This is a genomic window from Lysobacter auxotrophicus, from assembly GCF_027924565.1.
In the GTDB taxonomy this organism is placed as follows: domain Bacteria; phylum Pseudomonadota; class Gammaproteobacteria; order Xanthomonadales; family Xanthomonadaceae; genus Lysobacter_J; species Lysobacter_J auxotrophicus.
Genome location: NZ_AP027041.1, coordinates 3,588,145 through 3,609,040, shown reverse-complemented (window position 1 = coordinate 3,609,040; position 20,896 = coordinate 3,588,145). Strand labels below are relative to the sequence as shown.

The window sequence follows — 20,896 nt, the reverse complement described above, 5'->3', positions numbered from 1 at the left end:
ATAAGTTGGCTTTCGAGCCGAATCCGCAAAATCCTGCGCAGCGTTGTAACCATCATCATCTGACTTTCCAGCACGGCAGGAGTTTAGTTGCACGGCATCAGCCTGAGCGAGTTGCTCTAGGAACTTCGGGTCCTTACTTAGCAGGGCGAACAACTCTTGGCCACTGATGAGGTTTGCTATGCCATCCATAGCCGAAGATTCCGTCTCCATCCCCGGCGCCCCAAGTGCGGCCCAACGAGAGGCCCATCTCTCCAGGAAGTGATGGGATGTCGCTCTCCACCTCGAACTTTCGTCCGGTGCCGATAACAACGGGGTTTCCCGCCCTCGGGCAGGTGACCGACGTGTCCTCCAATGTGGCGTCGGTGCGGGCGAGGGCAAACGCTGGTAGGTCGAAACGCGACCGACGCGGAATGTCAGGTGTACCGAAGGGGCCGGTAACAGCGCCGTCGTATCGTCTTGTTTCCGAGCTCGTTACGGTGGTTCCGGAATCAGACCATGTGTTGATTGCCCTGCTTAGCGTCGGGGCAAGCAGCGCGACAACGCCAAGTGTCAGGGGCGAATAGCGCCTGATGGTTGCAATTATGGCGCCACAGCTAGCGCTCTTCCCTTTATCGTGCTTCATGCACTCTTCTCCGTCTGGGAGAGATGCTCGTCCGCACTTGAGCGGATGCTCTCTCCGTGAGTCCTGGCCCGTGCGGATGATCTCGCTGGGCTGTTCACGTGCGGCGGAAAATCACGCCGCGTGAACGGACGCTCCTTCATCACGGCGCGTCAGACAATGCGAAGAGTTCGTGGGTGCTGTTGAAACGTGCCTTGCGCGCGCGGCTGCGAAATGCACGTTGTGCATGCGCTTCGACGGGGGCAGCGTCAACGAACGAGGGTGCGTTCTTAAAGGCCGAGGCTACGCAGTTCGTTCGGTATGACTTCCGCCTCGGCGAACGGAAGTGGTATGCAACATTTAGTTGCGTCGCGAGTTGAAGGGATGCCCGCTGCAGACGTCTCCGGATTGCACGTGGCATCCAGCTGCAGAAGGATCGCCCTTACCGCTTCGGCGCCACGCTCCACGGCGGAGGCGGCGCCGGGATCGGATGCTCCAGGTCGAACTCGATGCGCACTTCGCGGCCGGGGCGGGTGAGTTCGTAGACGAAGCGCTCGTGCGGTTCGATTTCCATCGCCCACACGTTGGAGATGGACGTCCCGCGATCCTCGCGCGCGAACAGCGCTTTGGACGCCGCGTCGGCGGGAAACTCCTGGCGCTCCGGCGTGCCCATGTCGAGCGTGTCGCCGCCGTACTGGCTCAGCGTCGCTTCGGTGCCGTCTTCATGGCGATGATCGTGCTTGAGGCGAAGCCCCGACGCGGTGCGCGTGAGCACCCACGTGCGCGAGCGGTCGCTGCCGACGAAGAACGGGATGCGGATCGTGTCGCGGCTGCATTCGCGCACGTGCATCACCAGCGCCTTGCCCGCCAGCGGATTGTCCTGCGTGGGCGTGGGCGGGCGATCGACGGTGATGCGCCCGGCGAATGCCTGCCCGCACAGCGACGCCACGTTCTGGAAGAACACGTCCTGCGACGCCGCGCCCGGGGCATCGGGCGTGGAACCGCAGGCGGTCAGGCAGCAGGCAAGGGCGAAAGCGAGGGCGGTGCGTGGGCTCATGGGCGCCCACGCTAGCCCGAAGGACGTGAAGCCGGCAATGCGACCCTGGCCCAGTGCGCCCGAAACGCGCCGGGCGTCTCAGTCGCGCATCACCACCGGCTGGCATTCCAGCTCCAGTTGCTCCAGCACCGCCACCATCGCCGCCTGCGTGGAGACGCCCCGGCCCGCGGGTGAAAGGTCCGCCGTGAACACGCCCGCGGCCAGCGCGCCGTCCACCGCCTTCTCGACGCAGCGCGCTTCCGGTTCCAGGCCCAGCGAATGCCGCAAGAGCATCGCCGCGCTGAGGATCGTCGCGTACGGATTGGCGACGTCGCGCCCCGCGATGTCGGGCGCGGAGCCGTGGATCGGTTCGTACAGGCCGACGCGTCCCTCGCCGAGCGACGCCGACGGCAGCAGGCCCAGCGAACCGGCCAGCATCGACGCCTCATCGGTGAGGATGTCGCCGAACATGTTCTCGGTCACGATGACGTCGTACTCGCGCGGCCGCGACAGCAAGTGCATCGCCATCGAATCGACGAGCTGGTGCTCCAGCGTGATGTCCGGGAACTCCTCGCGCACCACGCGCGTGGTGACTTCGCGCCACAGGCGCGAGGTTTCCAACACGTTCGCCTTGTCCACCGACGTGACGTGGCCGCGTCGGCTGCGCGCGAGCGTGCACGCGCGGCGCACGACGCGTTCGATCTCCTCGACGCTGTATTCGCACAGGTCGCTCGCGCTGGTCGCGGTACGCGTCTTCTGGCCGAAATACACGCCGCCGGTGAGTTCGCGCACGACGACGAGGTCCACGCCGGTGAGCAGGTGCGGCTTGATCGGCGAGGCGCCGAGCGCCGCCGCATGCGGCTTCACAGGGCGCAGGTTCGCGTAGAGGCCCAGCGCCTTGCGGATCGCGAGCAGGCCCTGTTCGGGCCGCACCTTCGCGCCGGGGTCGGACCATTTCGGCCCGCCCACCGCGCCGAGCAGCACGGCGTCGGCGCGCTTGGCGGCCTCTAGCGTGCGGGCCGGCAGCGGTTCGCCGGTGGCGTCGATCGCCGCGCCGCCGATCAGTTCATGCGTGAAGTGGAACTCGTGCCCGTAACGTTGGCCGACGGCACGCAGCACCTGCATCGCGCTCGCAGTGACTTCCGGGCCGATGCCGTCGCCCGGCAGAACGACGATCTCAGCTTGCATGGCGGAACTCCTGGGTCTGGCGTTGTTGTTCGAATTGCGAAATGGCAGGCGATTGCTTGAGCAGGTAACCGAGCTGGTCGACGCCTTCCAGCAGACAGGTCTGCGCGAAGGCGTCCAGCGGAAACCGCACGATGCGGCCATCGGGCAAGGTCACGCTGCGCTGCGCGACATCGATGCGGAGCTCGACGCCGGGCTGGTCCAGCAGTTCATCGACGATGCCTTCGTCCAGCACGATGGGAAGCAGGCCGTTCTTCAGCGCGTTGCTGCGGAAGATGTCGGCGATCTGTGCGCTGATCACCGCGCGCAAGCCGAGGTCGGTCAACGCCCACGGCGCGTGTTCGCGCGAGGAACCGCAGCCGAAGTTGCGACCCGCCACGAGGATGCGAGCCCCGATGTTCTCGACGCGGTTGAATGCGAACTCCGGGTTCGGCGAACCGTCGGGAAGCGTGCGCCAGTCGTTGAACGCGTGCTTGCCCAGGCCTCTCCGCTGCGTGGTGGTGAGGAAGCGCGCGGGAATGATCTGGTCGGTATCGATGTTGCGTTCGCGCAGCACGACGGTGCGCGAGACGACTTCGGTCAAGGGCTGCATCAGACGGCCTCCAGTTCGACGGCCGCGTGCGGCGCGGGCTCGGTGGTGAGATACGGGCGCGGGTCGGTGATCTCGCCCGCGACCGCGCATGCGGCGGCGGTGGCGGGCGAGGCGAGGACGGTGCGGGCGCCCTTGCCCTGGCGCCCTTCGAAATTGCGGTTGCTGGTGGAAACGGCGAGCTGCCCGGGTCCGACGATGTCGCCGTTCATGGCGATGCACATCGAGCAGCCGGGCTCGCGCCACTCCGCGCCGGCCTCGCGCACCACGCGATCGATGCCTTCGCGTTCGGCATCGCGCTTGACCTGTTCGGAGCCCGGCACGACGAGCATGCGCACGCGCGGATGCACGCGACGACCGCGCAGAACGTGCGCGGCCTCGCGCAGGTCGGACAGGCGCGAATTGGTGCAGCTGCCGACGAACACCACGTCCACCGCGCGGCCGGCGATGGCGGCGTTCGCGTCCCAGCCCATGTAGTCGCGCGCCTTCGCCTCATCGGCGTCGCTGCCGCCCGGCACGTGCGCCGACACCGCGGCGACCTGGCCTGGATGCGTGCCCCACGTGACGGTCGGCTGGATGTCGCGCGCGTCGATGCGCACTTCGCGATCGAAGCGTGCGCCCTCGTCGGTGCGCAGCGTCTTCCACTGTGCGACTGCCGCATCGAACGCCTCGCCCTGTGGCGCGCGCGCACGGCCGCGCAGGTAATCGAAGGTGACCTCGTCCGGCGCGATGATTCCCGCGCGTGCACCGGCCTCGATAGACATGTTGCACACCGTCATGCGCTGCTCCATCGACAGCGAGCGCACGGCCGGGCCGCGGTACTCGATGACATGCCCCGTGCCGCCGTTGACGCCGATCACGCCGATCACGTGCAGGATCAGGTCCTTCGCGCCGACACCGGGCGCGAGCTCGCCATCGACGGTGATCGACAACGTCTTCGGCTTGCGCTGCAGCAGGCATTGCGTGGCCAGCACGTGGCCGACTTCGCTGGTCCCGATGCCGAACGCGAGCGCGCCGAACGCGCCGTGCGTGGCGGTGTGGCTGTCGCCGCACACGATGGTCTGGCCGGGCTGCGTGAGGCCGAGTTCCGGCCCCATCACGTGCACGATGCCGCGCTGCGGGCTGTCGTAGTCGAACAGTTCCACGCCGAAACGCGCGCAGTTCGCGCGCAAGGTATCGACCTGCGCGCGCGCTTCGTCGTTCACGTACGGGCGCTGCCCGGACGCGTTCGCCGGCAGCGTCGGCGTGGAGTGGTCGAGCGTGCCCTTGGTGCGATCCGGGCAACGCACCGGCAGGCCGCGCGCGTCGAGTTCGGCGAAGGCCTGCGGCGAGGTGACTTCGTGGACCAGGTGCAGGTCGATGTAGAGGATCGCCGGCGCCGCCTCGGTCTCGGGCGTGACGACATGCGCGTCCCACAGTTTGTCGAACAGGGTTTTGGGTTGGCTCGTCATGGACTTGGCTGGATGGAATGCGGTGGGTCAGGCGATCGCGGCGGCGCGCGTGTCGGCGGCCTGCGCACGCGTGCGCTGCAGGCGGTTGGCGATGTCGAGCCACGCGAGCGCGCTGGCTTCGAGGATGTCGGTGCTGGTGCCCGAGCCGGTGAACTCGCGTCCGTCGACGCGCGCGATGACCTGCGCCTGGCCCTGCGCGTCATCGCCGGTGGTGACGCTGGAAACCTGGTAGCTGTCGATCTCCAGCGTGATCCCCGTGCCGCGCGCGAGCGCGGCGAACAGCGCGTGCACCGGGCCGTCGCCGACGGCGGCTTCGCTGACCGACGCGCCATCGGCATCGACCAGTTGCACGCTCGCCGTCGGCAGGCTGTCCTGCGCGACGCCCGTGCTCACGTGGAAGCGTGCGAGGCGATGCCCGCGCGCGGCGCGCGCGTCGGCGCCAAGGACCAGCGCTTCCAGGTCCGCATCGAACACTTCGCGCTTCTTTTCCGCCAGCGACTTGAAGCCGGCGAACACCGCGTTGAGCTGCGCTTCCGGCAGCGTGAAGCCCAGCGCCTGCAGCCGGTCGCTCAGCGCGGCGCGGCCACTGTGCCGGCCCATCACCATCTGCGACTGCGCCCAACCGACGTCCTCCGGCCGCATGATCTCGTACGTGCCGCGATGCTTGAGCATGCCGTGCTGGTGGATGCCGGATTCGTGCGCGAACGCGTTCTGTCCGACGACGGCCTTGTTGCGCTGCACGGCCATGCCGGTGATGCGCGAGAGCAGGCGCGAAGTCGGCACCAGGCGGCGCGTGTCGATGCGCGTGTGCGCGCCGTAGTATTCGCCGCGCACGCGCAGGGCCATCACCAGCTCTTCCAGCGCGCAGTTGCCCGCACGCTCGCCGATGCCGTTGATCGTGCATTCGACCTGGCGCGCGCCGCCTTCGATCGCCGCGAGCGAGTTCGCGACCGCGAGCCCGAGGTCGTTGTGGCAGTGTGCGCTGAACACGGCGTCCTTCGCGCCCGGCACACCGGATTCGACGACGGATGCGCGCAGGAACTCGAACAGCGTGCGGATCTCGCTCGGCGTGGTGTAACCGACGGTGTCGGGAATGTTGAGCGTGCGCGCGCCGGCATTCACCGCCGCGATGCACACCTGCGCGAGGAAATCGGGTTCCGTGCGCAGCGCGTCTTCGGCGGAGAACTCGACGTCGTCGACGTGGCGCTTCGCCAGTTCCACCGCCATCACGGCGCGTTCCAGCACCTGCTCGCGGCTCAGGCCGAGCTTGTGCTCACGATGCAGCGGGCTGGTGGAAATGAACACGTGGATGCGCGGATGCACGCTGCCTTCCAGCGCACGCGCGCAGGCTTCGATGTCGCCGACGTGGCAGCGCGCCAGGGTCGCCACCGTCGCGCCACGCACTTCGCGCGCAATCGCGCGCACTGCGTCCATGTCGGCTTCCGAACTCGCCGGAAAGCCCGCTTCGATCACGTCGACGCCCAGCTCGGCCAGCGCGTGCGCGAAGCGGAGCTTCTGCGGCGCGGTCATGCTGCAACCGGGCGATTGCTCGCCGTCCCGCAGGCTGGTGTCGAAGATCCGTACTCGGGCGGCGGGGTCGTTCATGCGGTCAGCTCCTCGTGGTCGCGCGCGGCAGCCAAGGCGCGCGGCTTGGGTGGGAAAGCGGGGATCAGCGTCGTGATGGCCGGCTCCAGCGCGGGCGCGGGGGTGGCATCGCGATGACGACGACGCGGGCGACGCGGCGCGCGCGGGCGCACATCGGAAAGCAGTTGCGCCAGCACGACGGCATCGACGTTGCCGCCCGACACCACCGCGCATTTGCGTTTGCCGGCGATGCGACGACCGGCGGCGAGCGCCAGCGCACCGGCGCCCTCCGCGATCACGTGTTCTTCCAGTGCCAGGCGCACCAGCGTTTCGCGCAGTTCGGCTTCGCGCACGACGACCACGTCGTCGAGCAGTTCCGCGAGCAGCCGCTGCGTCAGAAGGCCCGGCTCCCTCACGCGCACGCCGTCGGCGAGCGTCGCCGCCGGGTCGCGCGGCGTGCGGTCGCCGCGCAATGCACGCAGCATCGAATCGACGCCTTCGACCTGCGCGCCGATCACGCGCACGCCCTGCGACTTGAGCGCGAGAGCCACGCCCGAGGCGAGACCGCCGCCGCCGATCGGCACCAGCACGACGTCGGGTGCGAGCGCGGCCAGTTCCAGTCCGACGGTGCCCTGGCCGGCGATCACGTCGGGATCGTCGAACGCCGAGAGCACGCGATAGCCGTTCTGCGAAGCGAGTTCGGCGGCGAACGCCTTGGCCTCGTCGTAGGTGTCGCCGTGCAGGCGCACGGTGGCGCCCCAGTGCGAGACGCCGGCGATCTTCGTCTGTGGCGCGCCGCGCGGCATGACGGTGATCGCGTTGACGCCCAGTCGATACGCCGCCCACGCCAGGCCCTGCGCGTGATTGCCGGCGGAGGCGGCGATCACCGGGCGATGGTCGCCGCGTTCGCGCGCCGCCAGCAGCGCGTTCAACGCGCCACGCACCTTGTACGAGCCCGTGCGCTGCAGGTTTTCCAGCTTCAGCCAGCAGCCGAAGCGTTCGGCGTGATGCAGCGGCGTCGCCGGCAGGTAGCGGCGCAAGCGGGCCTGCGCCGCCAGTACGTCGGCTGCGGTGACACGCGCGGTGCTGGCTACGTCGCCGTCCACGGTCAGACGGCCGTCAGCCAGTGCGCGTACGCGGCTTCCTCGCCACGCACCACGCGCGCGTACAGCGCCTGCAGCTCGCGCGTCACGGGGTTGTCGCCGAACTCCCGGCGATCCAGTGCGCTGATCGGCGCGATCTCGGCCGCCGTGCCGCAGACGAAGACCTCGTCCGCATCCAGCAGCTCGTGATGCGTGACCGGCCGCGACTGCGCGCCGCTGAGTGCGATCACGCTGTCGCGCGTGATGCCGGGCAGCGCGTCGCGATGCTCGACGGCCGTCACTTCGCCGCCGCGCACCATGAACACGTTCGCGCCCGTGCATTCCACGACAAGGCCCGCCTCGTCGACGAACAGCGCCTCGTCGAAGCCGCGCAGGCGCGATTCGCGCTTGGCGAGGATCGAGTTGATGTAGGCGCCGCACAGCTTCAGCGGCGGCAGCGACGACGCGGGATTGCGCTTCCACGGCGACACGGTCAGGCGCGAACGCTTGCCGTTTAGGTGGACCACCGTCGGCAAGGTCAGCACCATGAAATGCTGGCTCAGCCCGGGCACGTCGAGGCCGACGGTCACGCCGTCCGCGCCGTTGCCGAGCCACGTCAGCGGGCGGATATAGGCGTCGCGATGGCCGTTCGCGCGCAGGGTCTGCAGCGTCGCATCGAAGGCGGTATCGACGTCGAAGTCGATGCCGAGCAAGTCGGCGCCGCGGCGCATGCGTTGCAGGTGTTCGGGCAGGCGGAACACGGCCGCGCCGTCGCGCGTGGCGTAGCTGCGGATGCCTTCGAACACGCCGGTGCCGTAATGCATCGCATGCGTGGTGAGCGGCGCGTGCGGCGTGTCGGCGCGGGTGAGCTCGCCGTCGAACCACACCACCGGCATGCCCGGACGACGTGCCTCGTCGCGCACTTCGATCGGCGGCGCGATAGGTTGTCGCGCGGCCGGAGCGGGGGCGGCGATCACCGACATGGCGACACCTCCACCGCGAGGCAGTCGTACAGCTTCTCGAGCTGGTGCTGCAGGTTGACTTCGTCGCGTTCGCCCTCGACGGTCAGGCGCAGGTGCCAGCGGTCGCCGTCGGACTGCGCTTCGCCATCGACGGCGAGCGGACGGAAACCGCGGCGTTCGGCGGCGCCCAGTACCCGCGACAGCGCGCCTTCGGCCTGACGGAGCGTGAGATCAAGCTGGTATCGCATGGCGGGGATCCTCGGTGGGGGTGGGTTCGTTCGACGCGCCGGCTTCGCGCTCCGGATCGAGCATCTGCGCGTTGTTGTGGTTGGGCGGCACCAGCGGCCACACGTTCGCGGCCTGGTCGATGGCGACGTGCAGCAGCGCCGGGCCTTCGACGGCGAGCAGCGCCTGCAGGGCGTCTTCCAGCGCATCGGCGCGATCGACATGCAGCGCCTGCACGCCGAACGCCGCCGCGATCGCGACGAAATCCGGGTTGTCGGACAGGTCGATCTCGGAATAGCGGCGATCGAAGAACAGCTCCTGCCACTGGCGCACCATGCCGAGCGCCTGGTTGTCGAGCAGCACGATCTTCACCGGCAGGCCGTATCGGCGCAGCGTCGCCAGCTCCTGCACGTTCATCAGGAACGAGCCATCGCCGCTCACGCACACGACCTGCGCATCCATCGATTGCATCTGCGCGCCGATCGCCGCCGGCAGGCCGAAGCCCATCGCGCCGAGCGCGCCGCTGGTGAGGTGCTGGCGCGGCGTAGCGAAGCGCCAGTGCTGCGCGACCCACATCTGGTGCTGGCCGACATCGCACGCCACGACCGCGTTCGGGGCGAGTTCGGACAGGCGCTTCAGCAGCGCGGGCGCATACACCGTTTCGCCCGGTGCGTCGTAACGCGCGGCGAACTCGTGCATGCGTTGCTTGCAGGTCGCGCGCCACTCGCGCCGCGCCGCGCCGTTGCGGCCGTGCAGGTGCGCGGCGCAGGGCAGGGTGAGCGCGGTCAGCGTGCGGCGGATGTCGCCGCACACGGCCGCGTCGGCGTGGCGCAGCTTGCCGATCTCGCACGCGTCCAGGTCCATGTGGACGATGCGCGCGTGCGGCGCGAACTCCGCCAGCTTGCCAGTGGCGCGATCGTCGAAACGCGCGCCGACGACGATGAGCAGGTCGCTTTCCTGCACCGCCATGTTCGCCGCGCGGCTGCCGTGCATGCCGAGCATGCCCAGGTTCAGCGCGTGGTTCGACGGCAGCGCGCCGAGGCCTTTCAGCGTCAGCACCGTCGGGATCTGCGTCGCGTCGACAAAGGTACGGAACGCCTGAACCGCATCGCCCAGCGCGATGCCGCCGCCCCCGTAGACCACCGGCTTCTTTGATTGCGAGATCAATGCCAGCGCCGCGTGCAGCGAGGCGTCCTTCGGCGCCGGCACGGCGTCGATTTCCGCGGGTACGTGCAGCGGAAGATGCGAGGCATCGCCGACCTGCACGTCCTTCGGCAGGTCGATCAGCACCGGACCCGGGCGGCCCGAGCGCGCGATGCGGAAGGCCTCGGCGACGACGTTCGGCAGGTCCTCCACGCGGCGCAGCAGGAAGCTGTGCTTCACGATCGGCATGGTCATGCCGAACACGTCCAGTTCCTGGAACGCGTCCGTGCCCATCAACGGCGTGGCGACCTGCCCGGTGATGACGACCATCGGCACCGAGTCGAGCATCGCATCGGCGATGCCGGTGACCAGGTTCGACGCACCGGGACCGGACGTCGCCACGCATACACCGACGCGCCCGCTGGCCCGCGCATACCCGTTCGCCGCGAAGGCCGCCCCCTGTTCGTGGCGGACCAGCACGTGCTTGAGCTGCGATCCGTGCAGCGCATCGTAGAAGGGCATGATCGCGCCGCCCGGGTAGCCGAAGAGCGTGTGCACGCCTTCGGCCGCCAGGGCCTGCACCAGCCAGCGGGCGCCGTTCATCACGCCGCCTCGGTCTGCGCCTGCCGCGTTTCGCTCGCGGCGGGCGCCGGCTGCGGCGCGGTGGACAGCCACTTCATGTTGGCGCGCAGCTTGCGGCCGACGGCCTCGATCGGATGCGTCAGGTCGCCTTCCTTGAGCGCCTTGTAATTCGCGTTGCCGGCGGCGTACTCGGCGATCCACTGGCGCGCGAACGTGCCGTCCTGGATCTCGGTCAGGATCTTCCTCATCTGCGCGCGCGTGTTGTCGTCGACGACGTAGGTACCGCGCGTGAGCGCGCCGTACTGCGCGGTCTCGCTGATGAACTCGTGCATGCGCGTGATGCCGCCCTCGTAGAACAGGTCGACGATCAGCTTGAGTTCGTGCAGGCACTCGTAATACGCGACTTCCGGCTGGTAACCGGCTTCGACCAGCGTTTCCCAGCCGGCCTGCACCAGCTTGGTCGCACCGCCGCACAGCACGGCCTGTTCGCCGAACAGGTCGGTTTCGGTTTCCTCCTTGAACGTGGTGCGGATCGCGTGCTGGCGCGCGCCGCCGATGCCGGCGCAGTAGGTCAGCGCGAGCTGCTCGGCGTTGCCGCTCCTGTCCTGGTACACCGCGTAGACCGACGGCACGCCGCGGCCGATCTCGTATTCGCGACGCACCAGCGCGCCCGGCCCCTTTGGGGCGACGAGCACGACGTCGAGATCCTCGCGCGGCGTGATCTGCCCGTAATGCACGTTGAAACCGTGCGCGAACAGCAGGCACGCACCGGGCGCGATGTTCGGCTCGATCACCTCGCCATACAGCTGCGGCTGCACCATGTCGGGCGTGAGGACCGCAACGAGTTCGGCGTCCTTCACCGCTTCGGCCGGCGTCTTCACGGTGAAGCCGTCGGCCTTGGCCTTGATCTCGGTCGGGCCGCCGGGACGCAGGCCGACGGTCACGTCGAAGCCGGAATCGCGCAGGTTCAGCGCATGCGCGCGGCCCTGGCTGCCGTAACCAAGGATGGCGACGCGGGGTTTGTGCTGGGTGGTCATGGTGGTGTCCGTGAGGTGGGATGGAGGGCGGTGCGGAGGGTCAAGCGAGGAACAATTCCTTCGTGTCTTCGGGCGTCACCGGCGTTTCCTCGACGACCTGCACGGGGATGTCGCGCGACTTCGCGCGTGCCGCGTCGAGCGGGCCCGGCGCCGTGACCGCGCCGCGCGATGCCGAACTCACCTGCGCGGCGTACTTGGCGAGCACGCCGGTCGCGACGCGCGGCGCGATGCGCGCGACGGGGCGCGTGCGCAGGTCGGCGCCGACGTCGATGCGGCGCGTGGTCACGTCGATGCGCACGCGATCGCCATCGCGCAGTTTCGCGATGGGACCGCCGCGTGCGGCTTCCGGCGCGATGTGCCCGACCATGAAGCCGTGCGTGGCGCCGCTGAAACGGCCGTCGGTGATCAGCGCGACGTCGTTGCCCAGCCCCTGTCCGACCAGCGCCGCGGTGACGGCGAGCATCTCGCGCATGCCGGGGCCGCCGGCCGGGCCTTCGAAGCGGATGACCACGACATCGCCCGCGCGGATCTGCCGCGCCTGCACGGCGTTGAACGCGGCTTCCTCGGAATCGAAAACCCGCGCGGTGCCTTCGAAGTGTTCGATGCCGTGGCCGGCGAGCTTGAGGATGCAGCCTTCCGGCGCCAGATCGCCGTAGAGGATCGAGTAGCCGCCGCGCGGCTTGAAGGGGTTCGACACCGGGCGCACCACGTCCTGCGCACCGGGCAGGGGAACCTCGTCGAGTTCGGCGAAGAAGCTGCGGCCGGTGACGGTCGGGATGTCCTGGATGAGCCCCGCCGCGCGCAGTTCGCGCGCGACGAGCGCCGCGCCGCCGAACTCGAACATTTCCGCCGCGGTGTAGCGCCCGCCGGGCTTGAGGTCGGCGATGACCGGCGTGCGCGCGGCGGCTTCGAATTCTTCCAGGTCGAACGCGACGCCGGCCTCGTGCGCGATGGCGAGCAGGTGCAGCGCGGCGTTCGTCGAACCCGCGGTGGCCGAGACCGCGCACGCAGCGTTGCGCAGCGCGGCGGGAGAGAGGATCTCGCGCGGTCCCGGACCACCGTTGCGCAAACGCTGCATCGCCAGCGCGCCGCAGGCCCGCGCGGCGGCGGGCTTGTCGGCATGCACGGCGGGAATGTCGTTGAACTGGAGCGGCGACAGGCCCAGGAACGTCAGCACCATCGCCATCGTATTGGCGGTGAACTGTCCGCCGCAGGCGCCCGCGCCCGGGCAGGCGTGCGACTCGATGCGGTGCAGTTCGGCATCGTCGATGCGCCCGGCCGAATGCGCGCCGACGGCTTCGAACACGTCCTGCACGGTGAGCGCCTTGTCGCCTTCATCCTTGCGGCAATGGCCCGGCATGATCGTGCCGCCGTAGAGGATCACCGTCGGAATATCCAGCCGCGCCGCGGCCATCGCGGCCGCCGGGATCGTCTTGTCGCAGCCGACCAGCAGCACCATCGCGTCGAGGCAATGGCCGTTCACGGCGAGCTCGATCGAATCGGCGATGGTCTCGCGCGAGGGCAGCGAGGCGCGCATGCCGTCGGACCCCATGGCGATGCCGTCGGTCACCGCGATGGTATTGAACTCGATGGGCGTGCCGCCGTGCTCGATCACGCCTTCGCGCACGTGCTGCGCCAGGTCGCGCAGCGTGAAGTTGCACGGCGAGACGTCCGACCAGGTGTGCACGACGGCGACGAGCGGCTTCGCGATCGCCGCGTCGTCCAGCCCGGTGGCGCGCAGCATCGCGCGTGCCGGGGCGCGTGCGGGGCCTTGCTTGATGGCGTTGCTTCTCACGGAGGGGTTTCCTGTTGTGCAAAACAAAAACCCCGCGCCGTTTCGGGCGCGGGGTCTTGGGTATCGACCTGGGTGTGTGGTGCTACTTACACAAACCCGTACTCCGCGCTGGCAAGCCCGGTAATAAGTACGAGTACAAGAATGAGCGAGGCCGCGATGGGCGCGGCCTTGGTCAGGAGTGCGATGGCGATGCGACGCGCGTCGGCGTGCGACGCGGCAGCGGCGGAGCGTTGGCTCCGGCCCGGTGCGGTCTGCAGGTGGTTGCTGCGCTGCGTCATGGGATCGAGAGAAACACGGCCGGAACGGGCGTGTCAACAGTTTCTTTCGTAACTGCGGCGAAGTGTGGCGCGTTCCTCACCCAGGCCGTCCGATGGTTTCGGATGTAACCGCGTCATGCACGAAGCGCATGACGCAACGCCTCGTAATCCGCGCTCAACGCCTGCGCGGACGCGGGGCGCGACAGGCATTGCGCAAGCGCGGGCGGCACGTCGATCGCGTGCCCGACGAGCGGTTCGACGATGGTGTCGAACTTCGCCGGATGCGCGGTGGCCACCACGGCCCATCGGCGCGTATCGCCGGCTGCGCGAAGTCCTTCGAGCACGTGCAGCCCTGCGGCGGTGTGCGGGTCGGCGACGATGCCGTGCCGTGCGGGCGCATCGCGGACGACCTGCGTGATCGTCGCATCGTCGACCGTGAAGGCGCGCAGCGACGCGCGCAACGCGTCGTCGCTTGCATGCCAGAAGCGCAGTCGCTCGAAGTTGCTCGGCGCGCCGACGTCCATCGCGTTGGCGAGCGTCGCCTTCGTTTCGCGCGGCTCATAGACGGCGCCTGCGAAATAGCGCGGCAGGACGTCGTTCGCGTTGCACGCGAGTACGAGATCGCCGACCGGCAGCCCCATGCGCCTTGCGAGGAAGGCCGCGCACGCGTTGCCGAGGTTGCCCGTCGGCACGATGAGGTTGAGCGGCTGTCCGTGGTCGCGATGGAAGTGCAATGCGGCGTGCGCGTAATACGCGACCTGCGGCAACAGGCGTCCGAGGCTGATGCTGTTGGCGGAACTGAGCGACACCTCGCGGCGCAGCGCTTCGTCGGACAGCGCCTGCTTCGCCATGCGCTGGCAATCGTCGAACGTGCCGCGCACGCGGAACGTGCGCACGTTGTCGCCCCAGCATTCCAGCCCGTGCGCCTGGCGCGGCGAGACGCGACCTTCGGGGTAGAGGATCACCACGTTGAAACCGTCGCGACGATGGAACGCCGACGCGACCGCTGCGCCCGTGTCGCCCGAGGTCGCGACCACGATCGTCGTCGGCGCGGCACCCTGGGGGCGCAGGCGCGACAAGGCTTCGGCGAGGAAGCGCGCCGCGTAATCCTTGAAGGCGGCGGTCGGGCCGTGGAAGAGTTCGAGCAGGCGATCGTTCTTGCCGGCCATCGCGCGCAGCGGGGCGTCGAACGCGTAGGCGTGCGCGCAGATGTCGGGCAACGCATCACGCAACGACGACTGCGTGAAGAACGGCGCGAGCACGTCGTGGGCCGTGCGGGCCAACGTGTCGCCGGGTTCGACGTCGACCTCGGGAATGCGCTGCGGAACGAACAGGCCGCCATCGGGCGCGAGGCCGGCGACGAGCGCGGCGTCGATGCCGGTGGCCGGCGTGCCGCCGCGCGTGCTGATGAAGTTCATGCGTGCGCTCCGGCGGCGATCACTTCGGCGTGCGGGCCGGCGACCGGCGTGATGTAGGCGCGCGATCCGAAACCCGCCGCCGCGAACGCGGCCTGCATCGCCGGCGCGGCGGCTTCGGCCTGCGCGCGGGAGGCGAACCACGCGAACGTGCTCGGGCCCGCGCCGGAAATGCTCGCGCCGAGTGCGTCGTGATCGAGCGCCGCAGCCTTCGCTTCGGCGAAGCCTGGAATCAGTGGTGCGCGGCGCGGCTCGACCAGCAGGTCGCGAAGCCCTTCGCGCAGCAGCGTCGCATCGCCGCGCTGCAATCCGGTCAGGAACAGCGCCAGATGCGCGCTTTGTTCGACGATGACGTGCAACGGGTACGGATCGGCGAGCACCGCGCGTGCGCGGCGCGTCTCCAGCACCTGGTCCGGATGCACGACGACCGCATGCAACCATGCGGGCACGTCGAGCTGGATCATGCGCGTGGCCGTGGCCATCACCACGCCGCCGAGCAGCATCGGCGCCACGTTGTCGCCGTGCCGGCTGCCGCTGGACACCGACTCGCCGTCGAGCGCGAACTCGTACAGCGCGGCGCGCGGAAGCGGCGCGTCGAGCAGCGCGTTCGCGGCGACGAGCGCCGCAACGCACGAGGCGGCTGAACCGCCGAGCCCGGAGCCGAGCGGGATGCCCTTTTCCAGTTCGAGTTCGAACCCGTGCGCGAGCCCGACCTTGGCGCGCAACGCGATCAACGCCTGCCCGGCGGTGTTGCGCGCGGCGTCGAGTGGCAGCGTGTCCGCGCCTTCGACGTTGCCGCGGATCGCCGCGATGCGCACGAGCGGTTCGTCGATGCGTCGGACGACGGCGACGTCGCGCACGCCGTCGATGGAATGGCCGAGCAGGTCGAAGCCCACGCCGATGTTGCCGACGCTGCCCGGCGCGAACGCGCGGACGACGCGGGGCGGGGCAGCACGATGTTGTGCGTCGATGTCGCCGCTCATGCGTGGACCTGCGCGCGGACGTCGATCGCGGGCGACGACCACGACGCCGCTGCGCCAAGCGATTGCGCGATCGCCAGCACGTCGCCGAACACGCCGGCGGCGGTGACGTCGGGGCCGGCGCCGGGGCCCTGTACGACGAGGGGATTGTCGGAGTAGCGGCGCGTGCGGAACTGCACGAGGTTGTCGGTCAGTCGCGTGTGGCAACAGGCGTGTTCGGCGGGCAACGCGACCACGCCCACGCGCGCGAGGCCATCGCGATCGAGCTGCGCGAGGTGCCGCAGCGAACGGCCTTCGCGCGCCGCGTCGCGTTGTCGCGCGAGCATCGGCTCGTCCATTTCGGACAGTCGCGCGAGGAATTCCTCGCGGTCCACGTCGCGCAGTGCCGGCGGCACCAGGTTTTCCACGTCCACATCCTCCAACGACAGCGCACGACCGGCTTCGCGCGCCAGGATCACGAGTTTTCGCGCGACGTCGAGGCCGGACAGATCGTCGCGCGGGTCCGGTTCGGTGTAGCCCAGCGCCTGCGCCTCGCGGACGAGCTGCGAGAACGGCACCGAGCCGTCGAACCGGTTGAACAGCCAGGCCAGCGTGCCCGAGAGCATGCCGTCGATGCCGTGCAGCTCGTCGCCCGTGTCGAGCAGGTTGCGCAGCGTCAGCATCACCGGGAGGCCGGCGCCGACGGTCGCCTCGTAGCGGAAGCGCCCACCGCCGCGACGGCTCGCGTCCTGGATGGCGGCGTAATGATCCCACGCGCCGCTGCCGGCCTGCTTGTTCGGCGTGACCACGTGGATGCCGCGCGCGAGCCAGCGCGGATACTCCGCCGCCACGCGGGGGCTCGCGCTGCAATCGACGATGAGCGCATGCGGAAGATGCTCGCCGCGTACGTGGTCGGCGAAGCGGTCCAGGTCGAGCGGTTGCGCCGCCCCGCCGTGCAGGCGCGCGACGGCATCGACCGGCTCCACGCCGCGTTCGTCCAGCACCATCGCGCGGCTGTTGGCGATGGCGCGCAGGCGCAGGTCCAGCCCGGACCGCTCGCGCAGCTGCGGCAATGCCGCCGACATCTGGACCAGCAACGCGCTGCCGACCTGGCCGGGCCCGATCACGCCGACCGACAACGTCTGCGGCGACAACCAGAACGCCGCGTGCGCGGCGCGCAATGCGCGGGTGGCGTCGTTCGCGCCGATGGCGACTGAGATGTTGCGTTCGCCCGCACCCTGCGCGATCGCCCGGGCATTCACGCGCGCCTGTGCGAGTCCGCCGAGCAGTCGCGCCGCGACGCCCGGTGTGCCGACCATGCCGTCGCCGACGGCTGCGAGCACCGCGATGTCGCGTGTGAGCGTCACGCCCTGCGCCTGGCCGTCGGCGATGGCGTCGGCGAACGCGGCAGCGGCCGCGTCGCGCGCGCGTTCGGCCTGGTCGGCGCGCAGCACGCAGCAGATCGAATGTTCGGACGAGCCCTGCGAGATCATCGTCACCGAGACGCCCGCGCCGCGCAGTGCGCCGAACAGGCGCTCGGCCGCGCCGGGCACGCCGACCATGCCGTTGCCGACGAGTTCGACGATGGCGAGGTCGCGCACCAGGCTCAAGCCTTTCACCGGCGCGCCATCGCGGCCGCTGTCGGGCGCGATCAGCGTGCCGGGCGCTTCGGGCCGCTTCGTGTTGCGGATCCACAGCGGGATGCCGCGTTCCTGCACCGGCGCCATGGTCTGCGGATGCAGCACCTTCGCGCCGAAGTAGGCCAGCTCGCAGGCTTCGGCGTAGGACATCGACGGCAGGCACACGGCTTCCGGTACCAGGCGCGGGTCCGCCGACAGCACGCCGTCCACGTCGGTCCAGATCGTGAGCGCGGCGGCATCGAACAGGTTGGCGAAGATCGCGGCGGAGTAGTCGCTGCCGTTGCGGCCCAGCGTCGTCGCGCGGCCGTGCGTGTCGCGCGCGACGAAGCCGGTGATCACCACGTTGCCATCGCCCTGCGCCGCCCGCCATTGCGCGAGGCGCGCGCGGCTTTGCGGCCAGTCGACGGCCATGCCCATCTCGCCTTCGTGCACGACCAGGACGTCGCGCGCATCGAGCCGGCGCCACGACGCGGCGTCGCCGCCGAGCGCGGCGTGCATCAGGAAGGACGAGAACACTTCGCCGAAACCGGGCAGCCCGGGCGCGAGCTGCGCGGCGTCGGGCTCGCCCCCGGCAATCGCCTGGAGTTGGTGGCGAAGCGTCGCGAATTCCTCTTCCAGCCGGGCGCGCAGATCGAAGTGGCCGTCGGGATCGAGCGCTTCGGCCGCCACGAGATGGCGTTCGCGCAAGGCATCGAAGGCGGGCTGCCAGGCGTCGCCTCGCTGCGCGGTGTCCAGCAGGGCGATCAGCGCATCGGTGACGCCCTGCATCGCCGATACGACGACGACGCGCGTTCGGGACGGGTCATCGACCAGCGCCGCGGCGGCGCGATAGAGCGGGGCATCGGCGAGGCTGCTGCCGCCGAACTTGTGCACGTGGCACGGCGGAGCGGAAGGGTGGGACGCATCGGCGGGCGGCATTGGGGCGGGCTCCTGTGGGGGCTTCCGCGAACCGGCCGGGTGCCATGCCTGCGCACCCGGTCGGGGTGCGGAGGCGTGGTCTTCAGATCACCTGGACACGCCCGTCCGCACCCGCAAGCGAGTGGTACCGGTACCGGTGGTAATCGCAACGACGCCCGCGTGCGCCGTGCTGGACAGCGCGGTGCGTACGGTCTGCGGCGGCGTGTTGCGATGCGTCATGAGCCGAGAAGATCACGCGGTTTCGGGGGCTGTCAACAGTTACATACGCAACCGGGCGGCGCATCGGGCCGCACGCATGAACGGGCGGGCCGTGCCTGGCGTTGGACCCGCGGGGCGCCGCATGGTGAAATGCGCGCCGAAGCGGGGGTACCGGCGTCGTCGCCGGTTGAGAAAGACCCTTCGAACCTGACGCGGTTGAGACCGCCGTAGGGAAGCTTCGCCGGGTGCGACCCGTTCGCGTCCGTCGCTGCCCGCTTCGTCCCGGCTCGCAAGAGCGCACCACAGGACGAATCCAATGAACGCAGTCCCCAGCCAACTGATCCAGCAGGCCGAACAGCTTTCGGCCGACGTCACGCGTCCGATTCCCGGCTCGCACAAGATCCACGTCGAAGGCTCGCGCCCCGATATCCGCGTTCCGATGCGCGAGATCGCGCTGGCGAAGACGCCGACGATGTTCGGCGGCGAGGACAACGCGCCGCTCGCGGTGTACGACACGTCCGGCGCGTACACCAATGCGAACGCGCAGATCGACCTGGCGCGTGGGCTCTCGCCGCTGCGTGCGCAGTGGATCGCCGAACGCGGCGACACGGAAGTGCTGTCGGCGCTGTCGTCGGAGTTCGGCCGCAAGCGCGAGCACGATCCGAAGCTCGATGCCGTGCGTTTCCGCAATCGTCCGCTGCCGCGTCGTGCGCTGCCCGGGGCTAACGTCACGCAGATGCATTACGCGCGCCGCGGCATCGTCACGCCGGAGATGGAGTTCATCGCCATCCGCGAGAACCAGCGGCTGGAGCAGATCCGCGAAGCGCACCTGCTGCGCCAGCACGCGGGCGAAGCCTTCGGCGCGAACATCCAGAAGATCATCACGCCGGAGTTCGTGCGCGACGAAGTGGCGCGCGGCCGGGCCATCATTCCGAACAACATCAACCATCCGGAAAGCGAGCCGATGATCATCGGCCGCAACTTCCTCACCAAGGTCAACGCGAACATCGGCAATTCCGCGGTGTCCTCGGGCATCGCCGAGGAAGTGGAGAAGCTGGTGTGGTCGATCCGTTGGGGCGCCGACACGGTGATGGACCTGTCCACCGGCAAGCACATCCATGAAACGCGCGAGTGGATCATCCGCAACTCGCCGGTGCCGATCGGCACGGTGCCGATCTACCAGGCGCTGGAGAAGGTCGACGGCCGCGCGGAAGAGCTCAACTGGGAGATCTTCCGCGACACGCTGATCGAGCAGGCCGAGCAGGGCGTGGATTACTTCACCATCCACGCCGGCGTGCTGCTGCGCTACGTGCCGCTCACCGCCGGCCGCGTGACGGGCATCGTCTCCCGCGGCGGTTCGATCCTCGCGAAGTGGTGCCTGGCGCATCACAAGGAGAATTTCCTCTACACGCATTTCGAGGAAATCTGCGAAATCATGAAGGCCTACGACGTGGCCTTCTCGCTGGGCGACGGCCTGCGTCCGGGCTCGATCGCCGACGCGAACGACGCGGCGCAGTTCGGCGAGCTCGAAACCCTTGGCGAGCTGACCAAGATCGCGTGGAAGCACGACGTCCAGACCATGATCGAAGGCCCCGGCCACGTGCCGATGCAGCTGATCAAGGAAAACATGGACAAGCAGCTGCGCGAGTGCGGCGAGGCGCCGTTCTACACGCTCGGGCCGCTGACCACCGACATCGCGCCGGGTTACGACCACATCACCAGCGCCATCGGTGCGGCGATGATCGGCTGGTTCGGCACGGCGATGCTGTGCTACGTCACGCCCAAGGAACACCTGGGCCTGCCGAACAAGCACGACGTGCGCGAAGGCCTGATGGCCTACAAGATCGCAGCGCATGCGGCGGACCTGGCGAAGGGGCATCCCGGTGCGCAGGCGCGCGACAACGCGATGAGCAAGGCGCGTTTCGAGTTCCGCTGGGAAGACCAGTTCAACCTCGGCCTCGATCCCGAGCGCGCACGCGAATACCACGACGAAACGCTGCCGAAGGACGCGCACAAGGTCGCGCACTTCTGCTCGATGTGCGGCCCGCATTTCTGCTCGATGAAGATCACCCAGGACGTGCGCGACTACGCGAAGGAGCACGGCGTCGACGAGCAGGCCGCGCTGGCCGAAGGCATGGCGGAGAAGTCGGCGGAGTTCCGCGCCCAGGGCGCGCAGGTCTACCGCAAGGCATAGCAACGGGAGCGGCGGAACGGGGAGCGGCGGGCGTTCGCTCCTTGTT

At 69.3% G+C, this 20,896-nt stretch carries 17 protein-coding genes and 1 riboswitch; of the genes, 1 reads left to right on the top strand and 16 read right to left on the bottom strand.

Going from position 1 to position 20,896, the window contains the following annotated elements; all coding sequences use genetic code 11:
• Positions 1–133 precede the first annotated feature (133 nt).
• The 16 genes from LA521A_RS19055 to thrA all read right to left on the bottom strand — a co-directional run bounded on the left by LA521A_RS19055 (position 134) and on the right by thrA (position 18,458).
• Positions 134–622 carry a DUF6531 domain-containing protein gene (locus LA521A_RS19055; protein WP_425494536.1) on the bottom strand — a complete coding sequence of 163 codons (489 nt, stop codon included), beginning with the start codon at positions 620–622 and terminating at the stop codon, positions 134–136.
• A 418-nt stretch (positions 623–1,040) separates the two neighbouring features.
• Complete coding sequence (locus LA521A_RS16340; protein ID WP_281779901.1) at positions 1,041–1,655, bottom strand: hypothetical protein; 615 nt, start codon at positions 1,653–1,655, stop codon at positions 1,041–1,043.
• Between the two features lie 78 nt (positions 1,656–1,733).
• Complete coding sequence (leuB, locus tag LA521A_RS16335; RefSeq protein ID WP_281779900.1) at positions 1,734–2,822, bottom strand: 3-isopropylmalate dehydrogenase; 1,089 nt, start codon at positions 2,820–2,822, stop codon at positions 1,734–1,736.
• Complete coding sequence (leuD, locus tag LA521A_RS16330; protein ID WP_281779899.1) at positions 2,812–3,411, bottom strand: 3-isopropylmalate dehydratase small subunit; 600 nt, start codon at positions 3,409–3,411, stop codon at positions 2,812–2,814. Before leuD ends, leuB begins: the two co-directional genes overlap by 11 nt.
• On the bottom strand, positions 3,411–4,859 hold the full coding sequence (gene leuC, locus LA521A_RS16325) for a 3-isopropylmalate dehydratase large subunit (protein ID WP_281779898.1): 1,449 nt from the start codon (positions 4,857–4,859) through the stop codon (positions 3,411–3,413). The genes leuD and leuC overlap by 1 nt, the downstream gene beginning before the upstream one ends.
• A 27-nt stretch (positions 4,860–4,886) precedes the next feature.
• Positions 4,887–6,464: a 2-isopropylmalate synthase gene (locus LA521A_RS16320; RefSeq protein ID WP_281779897.1), complete on the bottom strand. Its 1,578-nt coding sequence runs from the start codon at positions 6,462–6,464 to the stop codon at positions 4,887–4,889.
• Complete coding sequence (locus LA521A_RS16315; protein ID WP_281779896.1) at positions 6,461–7,549, bottom strand: threonine dehydratase; 1,089 nt, start codon at positions 7,547–7,549, stop codon at positions 6,461–6,463. The genes LA521A_RS16320 and LA521A_RS16315 overlap by 4 nt, the downstream gene beginning before the upstream one ends.
• A gap of 2 nt (positions 7,550–7,551) precedes the next feature.
• On the bottom strand, positions 7,552–8,508 hold the full coding sequence (locus LA521A_RS16310; protein WP_281779895.1) for an aminotransferase class IV: 957 nt from the start codon (positions 8,506–8,508) through the stop codon (positions 7,552–7,554).
• Positions 8,499–8,735: an ACT domain-containing protein gene (locus LA521A_RS16305; protein ID WP_281779894.1), complete on the bottom strand. Its 237-nt coding sequence runs from the start codon at positions 8,733–8,735 to the stop codon at positions 8,499–8,501. The genes LA521A_RS16310 and LA521A_RS16305 overlap by 10 nt, the downstream gene beginning before the upstream one ends.
• A complete protein-coding gene (ilvG, locus tag LA521A_RS16300) occupies positions 8,719–10,458 on the bottom strand; it encodes an acetolactate synthase 2 catalytic subunit (RefSeq protein WP_281779893.1) in 1,740 nt (579 codons plus the stop codon). The genes LA521A_RS16305 and ilvG overlap by 17 nt, the downstream gene beginning before the upstream one ends.
• A complete protein-coding gene (gene ilvC, locus LA521A_RS16295; RefSeq protein ID WP_281779892.1) occupies positions 10,458–11,474 on the bottom strand; it encodes a ketol-acid reductoisomerase in 1,017 nt (338 codons plus the stop codon). Before ilvC ends, ilvG begins: the two co-directional genes overlap by 1 nt.
• A 40-nt stretch (positions 11,475–11,514) precedes the next feature.
• Positions 11,515–13,269 carry a dihydroxy-acid dehydratase gene (gene ilvD / locus LA521A_RS16290; protein WP_281779891.1) on the bottom strand — a complete coding sequence of 585 codons (1,755 nt, stop codon included), beginning with the start codon at positions 13,267–13,269 and terminating at the stop codon, positions 11,515–11,517.
• Positions 13,270–13,355: 86 nt separating this feature from the next.
• A complete protein-coding gene (locus tag LA521A_RS16285; RefSeq protein ID WP_281779890.1) occupies positions 13,356–13,547 on the bottom strand; it encodes a hypothetical protein in 192 nt (63 codons plus the stop codon).
• A 113-nt stretch (positions 13,548–13,660) separates the two neighbouring features.
• Positions 13,661–14,944 (bottom strand): threonine synthase, encoded by a 1,284-nt coding sequence (gene thrC, locus LA521A_RS16280; RefSeq protein WP_281779889.1) that lies wholly within the window; start codon positions 14,942–14,944, stop codon positions 13,661–13,663.
• Positions 14,941–15,924, bottom strand: coding sequence for a homoserine kinase (locus LA521A_RS16275; RefSeq protein WP_281779888.1), 984 nt, complete (start codon positions 15,922–15,924; stop codon positions 14,941–14,943). The genes thrC and LA521A_RS16275 overlap by 4 nt, the downstream gene beginning before the upstream one ends.
• Positions 15,921–18,458 carry a bifunctional aspartate kinase/homoserine dehydrogenase I gene (gene thrA, locus LA521A_RS16270; protein ID WP_281779887.1) on the bottom strand — a complete coding sequence of 846 codons (2,538 nt, stop codon included), beginning with the start codon at positions 18,456–18,458 and terminating at the stop codon, positions 15,921–15,923. Before thrA ends, LA521A_RS16275 begins: the two co-directional genes overlap by 4 nt.
• A 352-nt stretch (positions 18,459–18,810) precedes the next feature.
• Positions 18,811–18,908: riboswitch (TPP riboswitch) on the top strand.
• Between the two features lie 64 nt (positions 18,909–18,972).
• On the opposite strand from thrA, the gene thiC reads away from it, so the two are divergent.
• Positions 18,973–20,850, top strand: a complete 1,878-nt coding sequence (thiC, locus tag LA521A_RS16265) for a phosphomethylpyrimidine synthase ThiC (RefSeq protein WP_281779886.1) — start codon at positions 18,973–18,975, stop codon at positions 20,848–20,850.
• The last annotated feature ends 46 nt before the right edge of the window (positions 20,851–20,896 follow it).

What these genes read in the sequence shown, in the direction of transcription:
- LA521A_RS19055 (WP_425494536.1), bottom strand. Translation starts at nt 622, where the DNA reads ATGAAGCACGATAAAGGGAAGAGCGCTAGCTGTGGCGCCATAATTGCA.
- LA521A_RS16340 (WP_281779901.1), bottom strand. Translation starts at nt 1,655, where the DNA reads ATGAGCCCACGCACCGCCCTCGCTTTCGCCCTTGCCTGCTGCCTGACC.
- leuB (WP_281779900.1), bottom strand. Translation starts at nt 2,822, where the DNA reads ATGCAAGCTGAGATCGTCGTTCTGCCGGGCGACGGCATCGGCCCGGAA.
- leuD (WP_281779899.1), bottom strand. Translation starts at nt 3,411, where the DNA reads ATGCAGCCCTTGACCGAAGTCGTCTCGCGCACCGTCGTGCTGCGCGAA.
- leuC (WP_281779898.1), bottom strand. Translation starts at nt 4,859, where the DNA reads ATGACGAGCCAACCCAAAACCCTGTTCGACAAACTGTGGGACGCGCAT.
- LA521A_RS16320 (WP_281779897.1), bottom strand. Translation starts at nt 6,464, where the DNA reads ATGAACGACCCCGCCGCCCGAGTACGGATCTTCGACACCAGCCTGCGG.
- LA521A_RS16310 (WP_281779895.1), bottom strand. Translation starts at nt 8,508, where the DNA reads ATGTCGGTGATCGCCGCCCCCGCTCCGGCCGCGCGACAACCTATCGCG.
- LA521A_RS16305 (WP_281779894.1), bottom strand. Translation starts at nt 8,735, where the DNA reads ATGCGATACCAGCTTGATCTCACGCTCCGTCAGGCCGAAGGCGCGCTG.
- ilvG (WP_281779893.1), bottom strand. Translation starts at nt 10,458, where the DNA reads ATGAACGGCGCCCGCTGGCTGGTGCAGGCCCTGGCGGCCGAAGGCGTG.
- ilvC (WP_281779892.1), bottom strand. Translation starts at nt 11,474, where the DNA reads ATGACCACCCAGCACAAACCCCGCGTCGCCATCCTTGGTTACGGCAGC.
- LA521A_RS16285 (WP_281779890.1), bottom strand. Translation starts at nt 13,547, where the DNA reads ATGACGCAGCGCAGCAACCACCTGCAGACCGCACCGGGCCGGAGCCAA.
- thrC (WP_281779889.1), bottom strand. Translation starts at nt 14,944, where the DNA reads ATGAACTTCATCAGCACGCGCGGCGGCACGCCGGCCACCGGCATCGAC.
- LA521A_RS16275 (WP_281779888.1), bottom strand. Translation starts at nt 15,924, where the DNA reads ATGAGCGGCGACATCGACGCACAACATCGTGCTGCCCCGCCCCGCGTC.
- thrA (WP_281779887.1), bottom strand. Translation starts at nt 18,458, where the DNA reads ATGCCGCCCGCCGATGCGTCCCACCCTTCCGCTCCGCCGTGCCACGTG.
- thiC (WP_281779886.1), top strand. Translation starts at nt 18,973, where the DNA reads ATGAACGCAGTCCCCAGCCAACTGATCCAGCAGGCCGAACAGCTTTCG.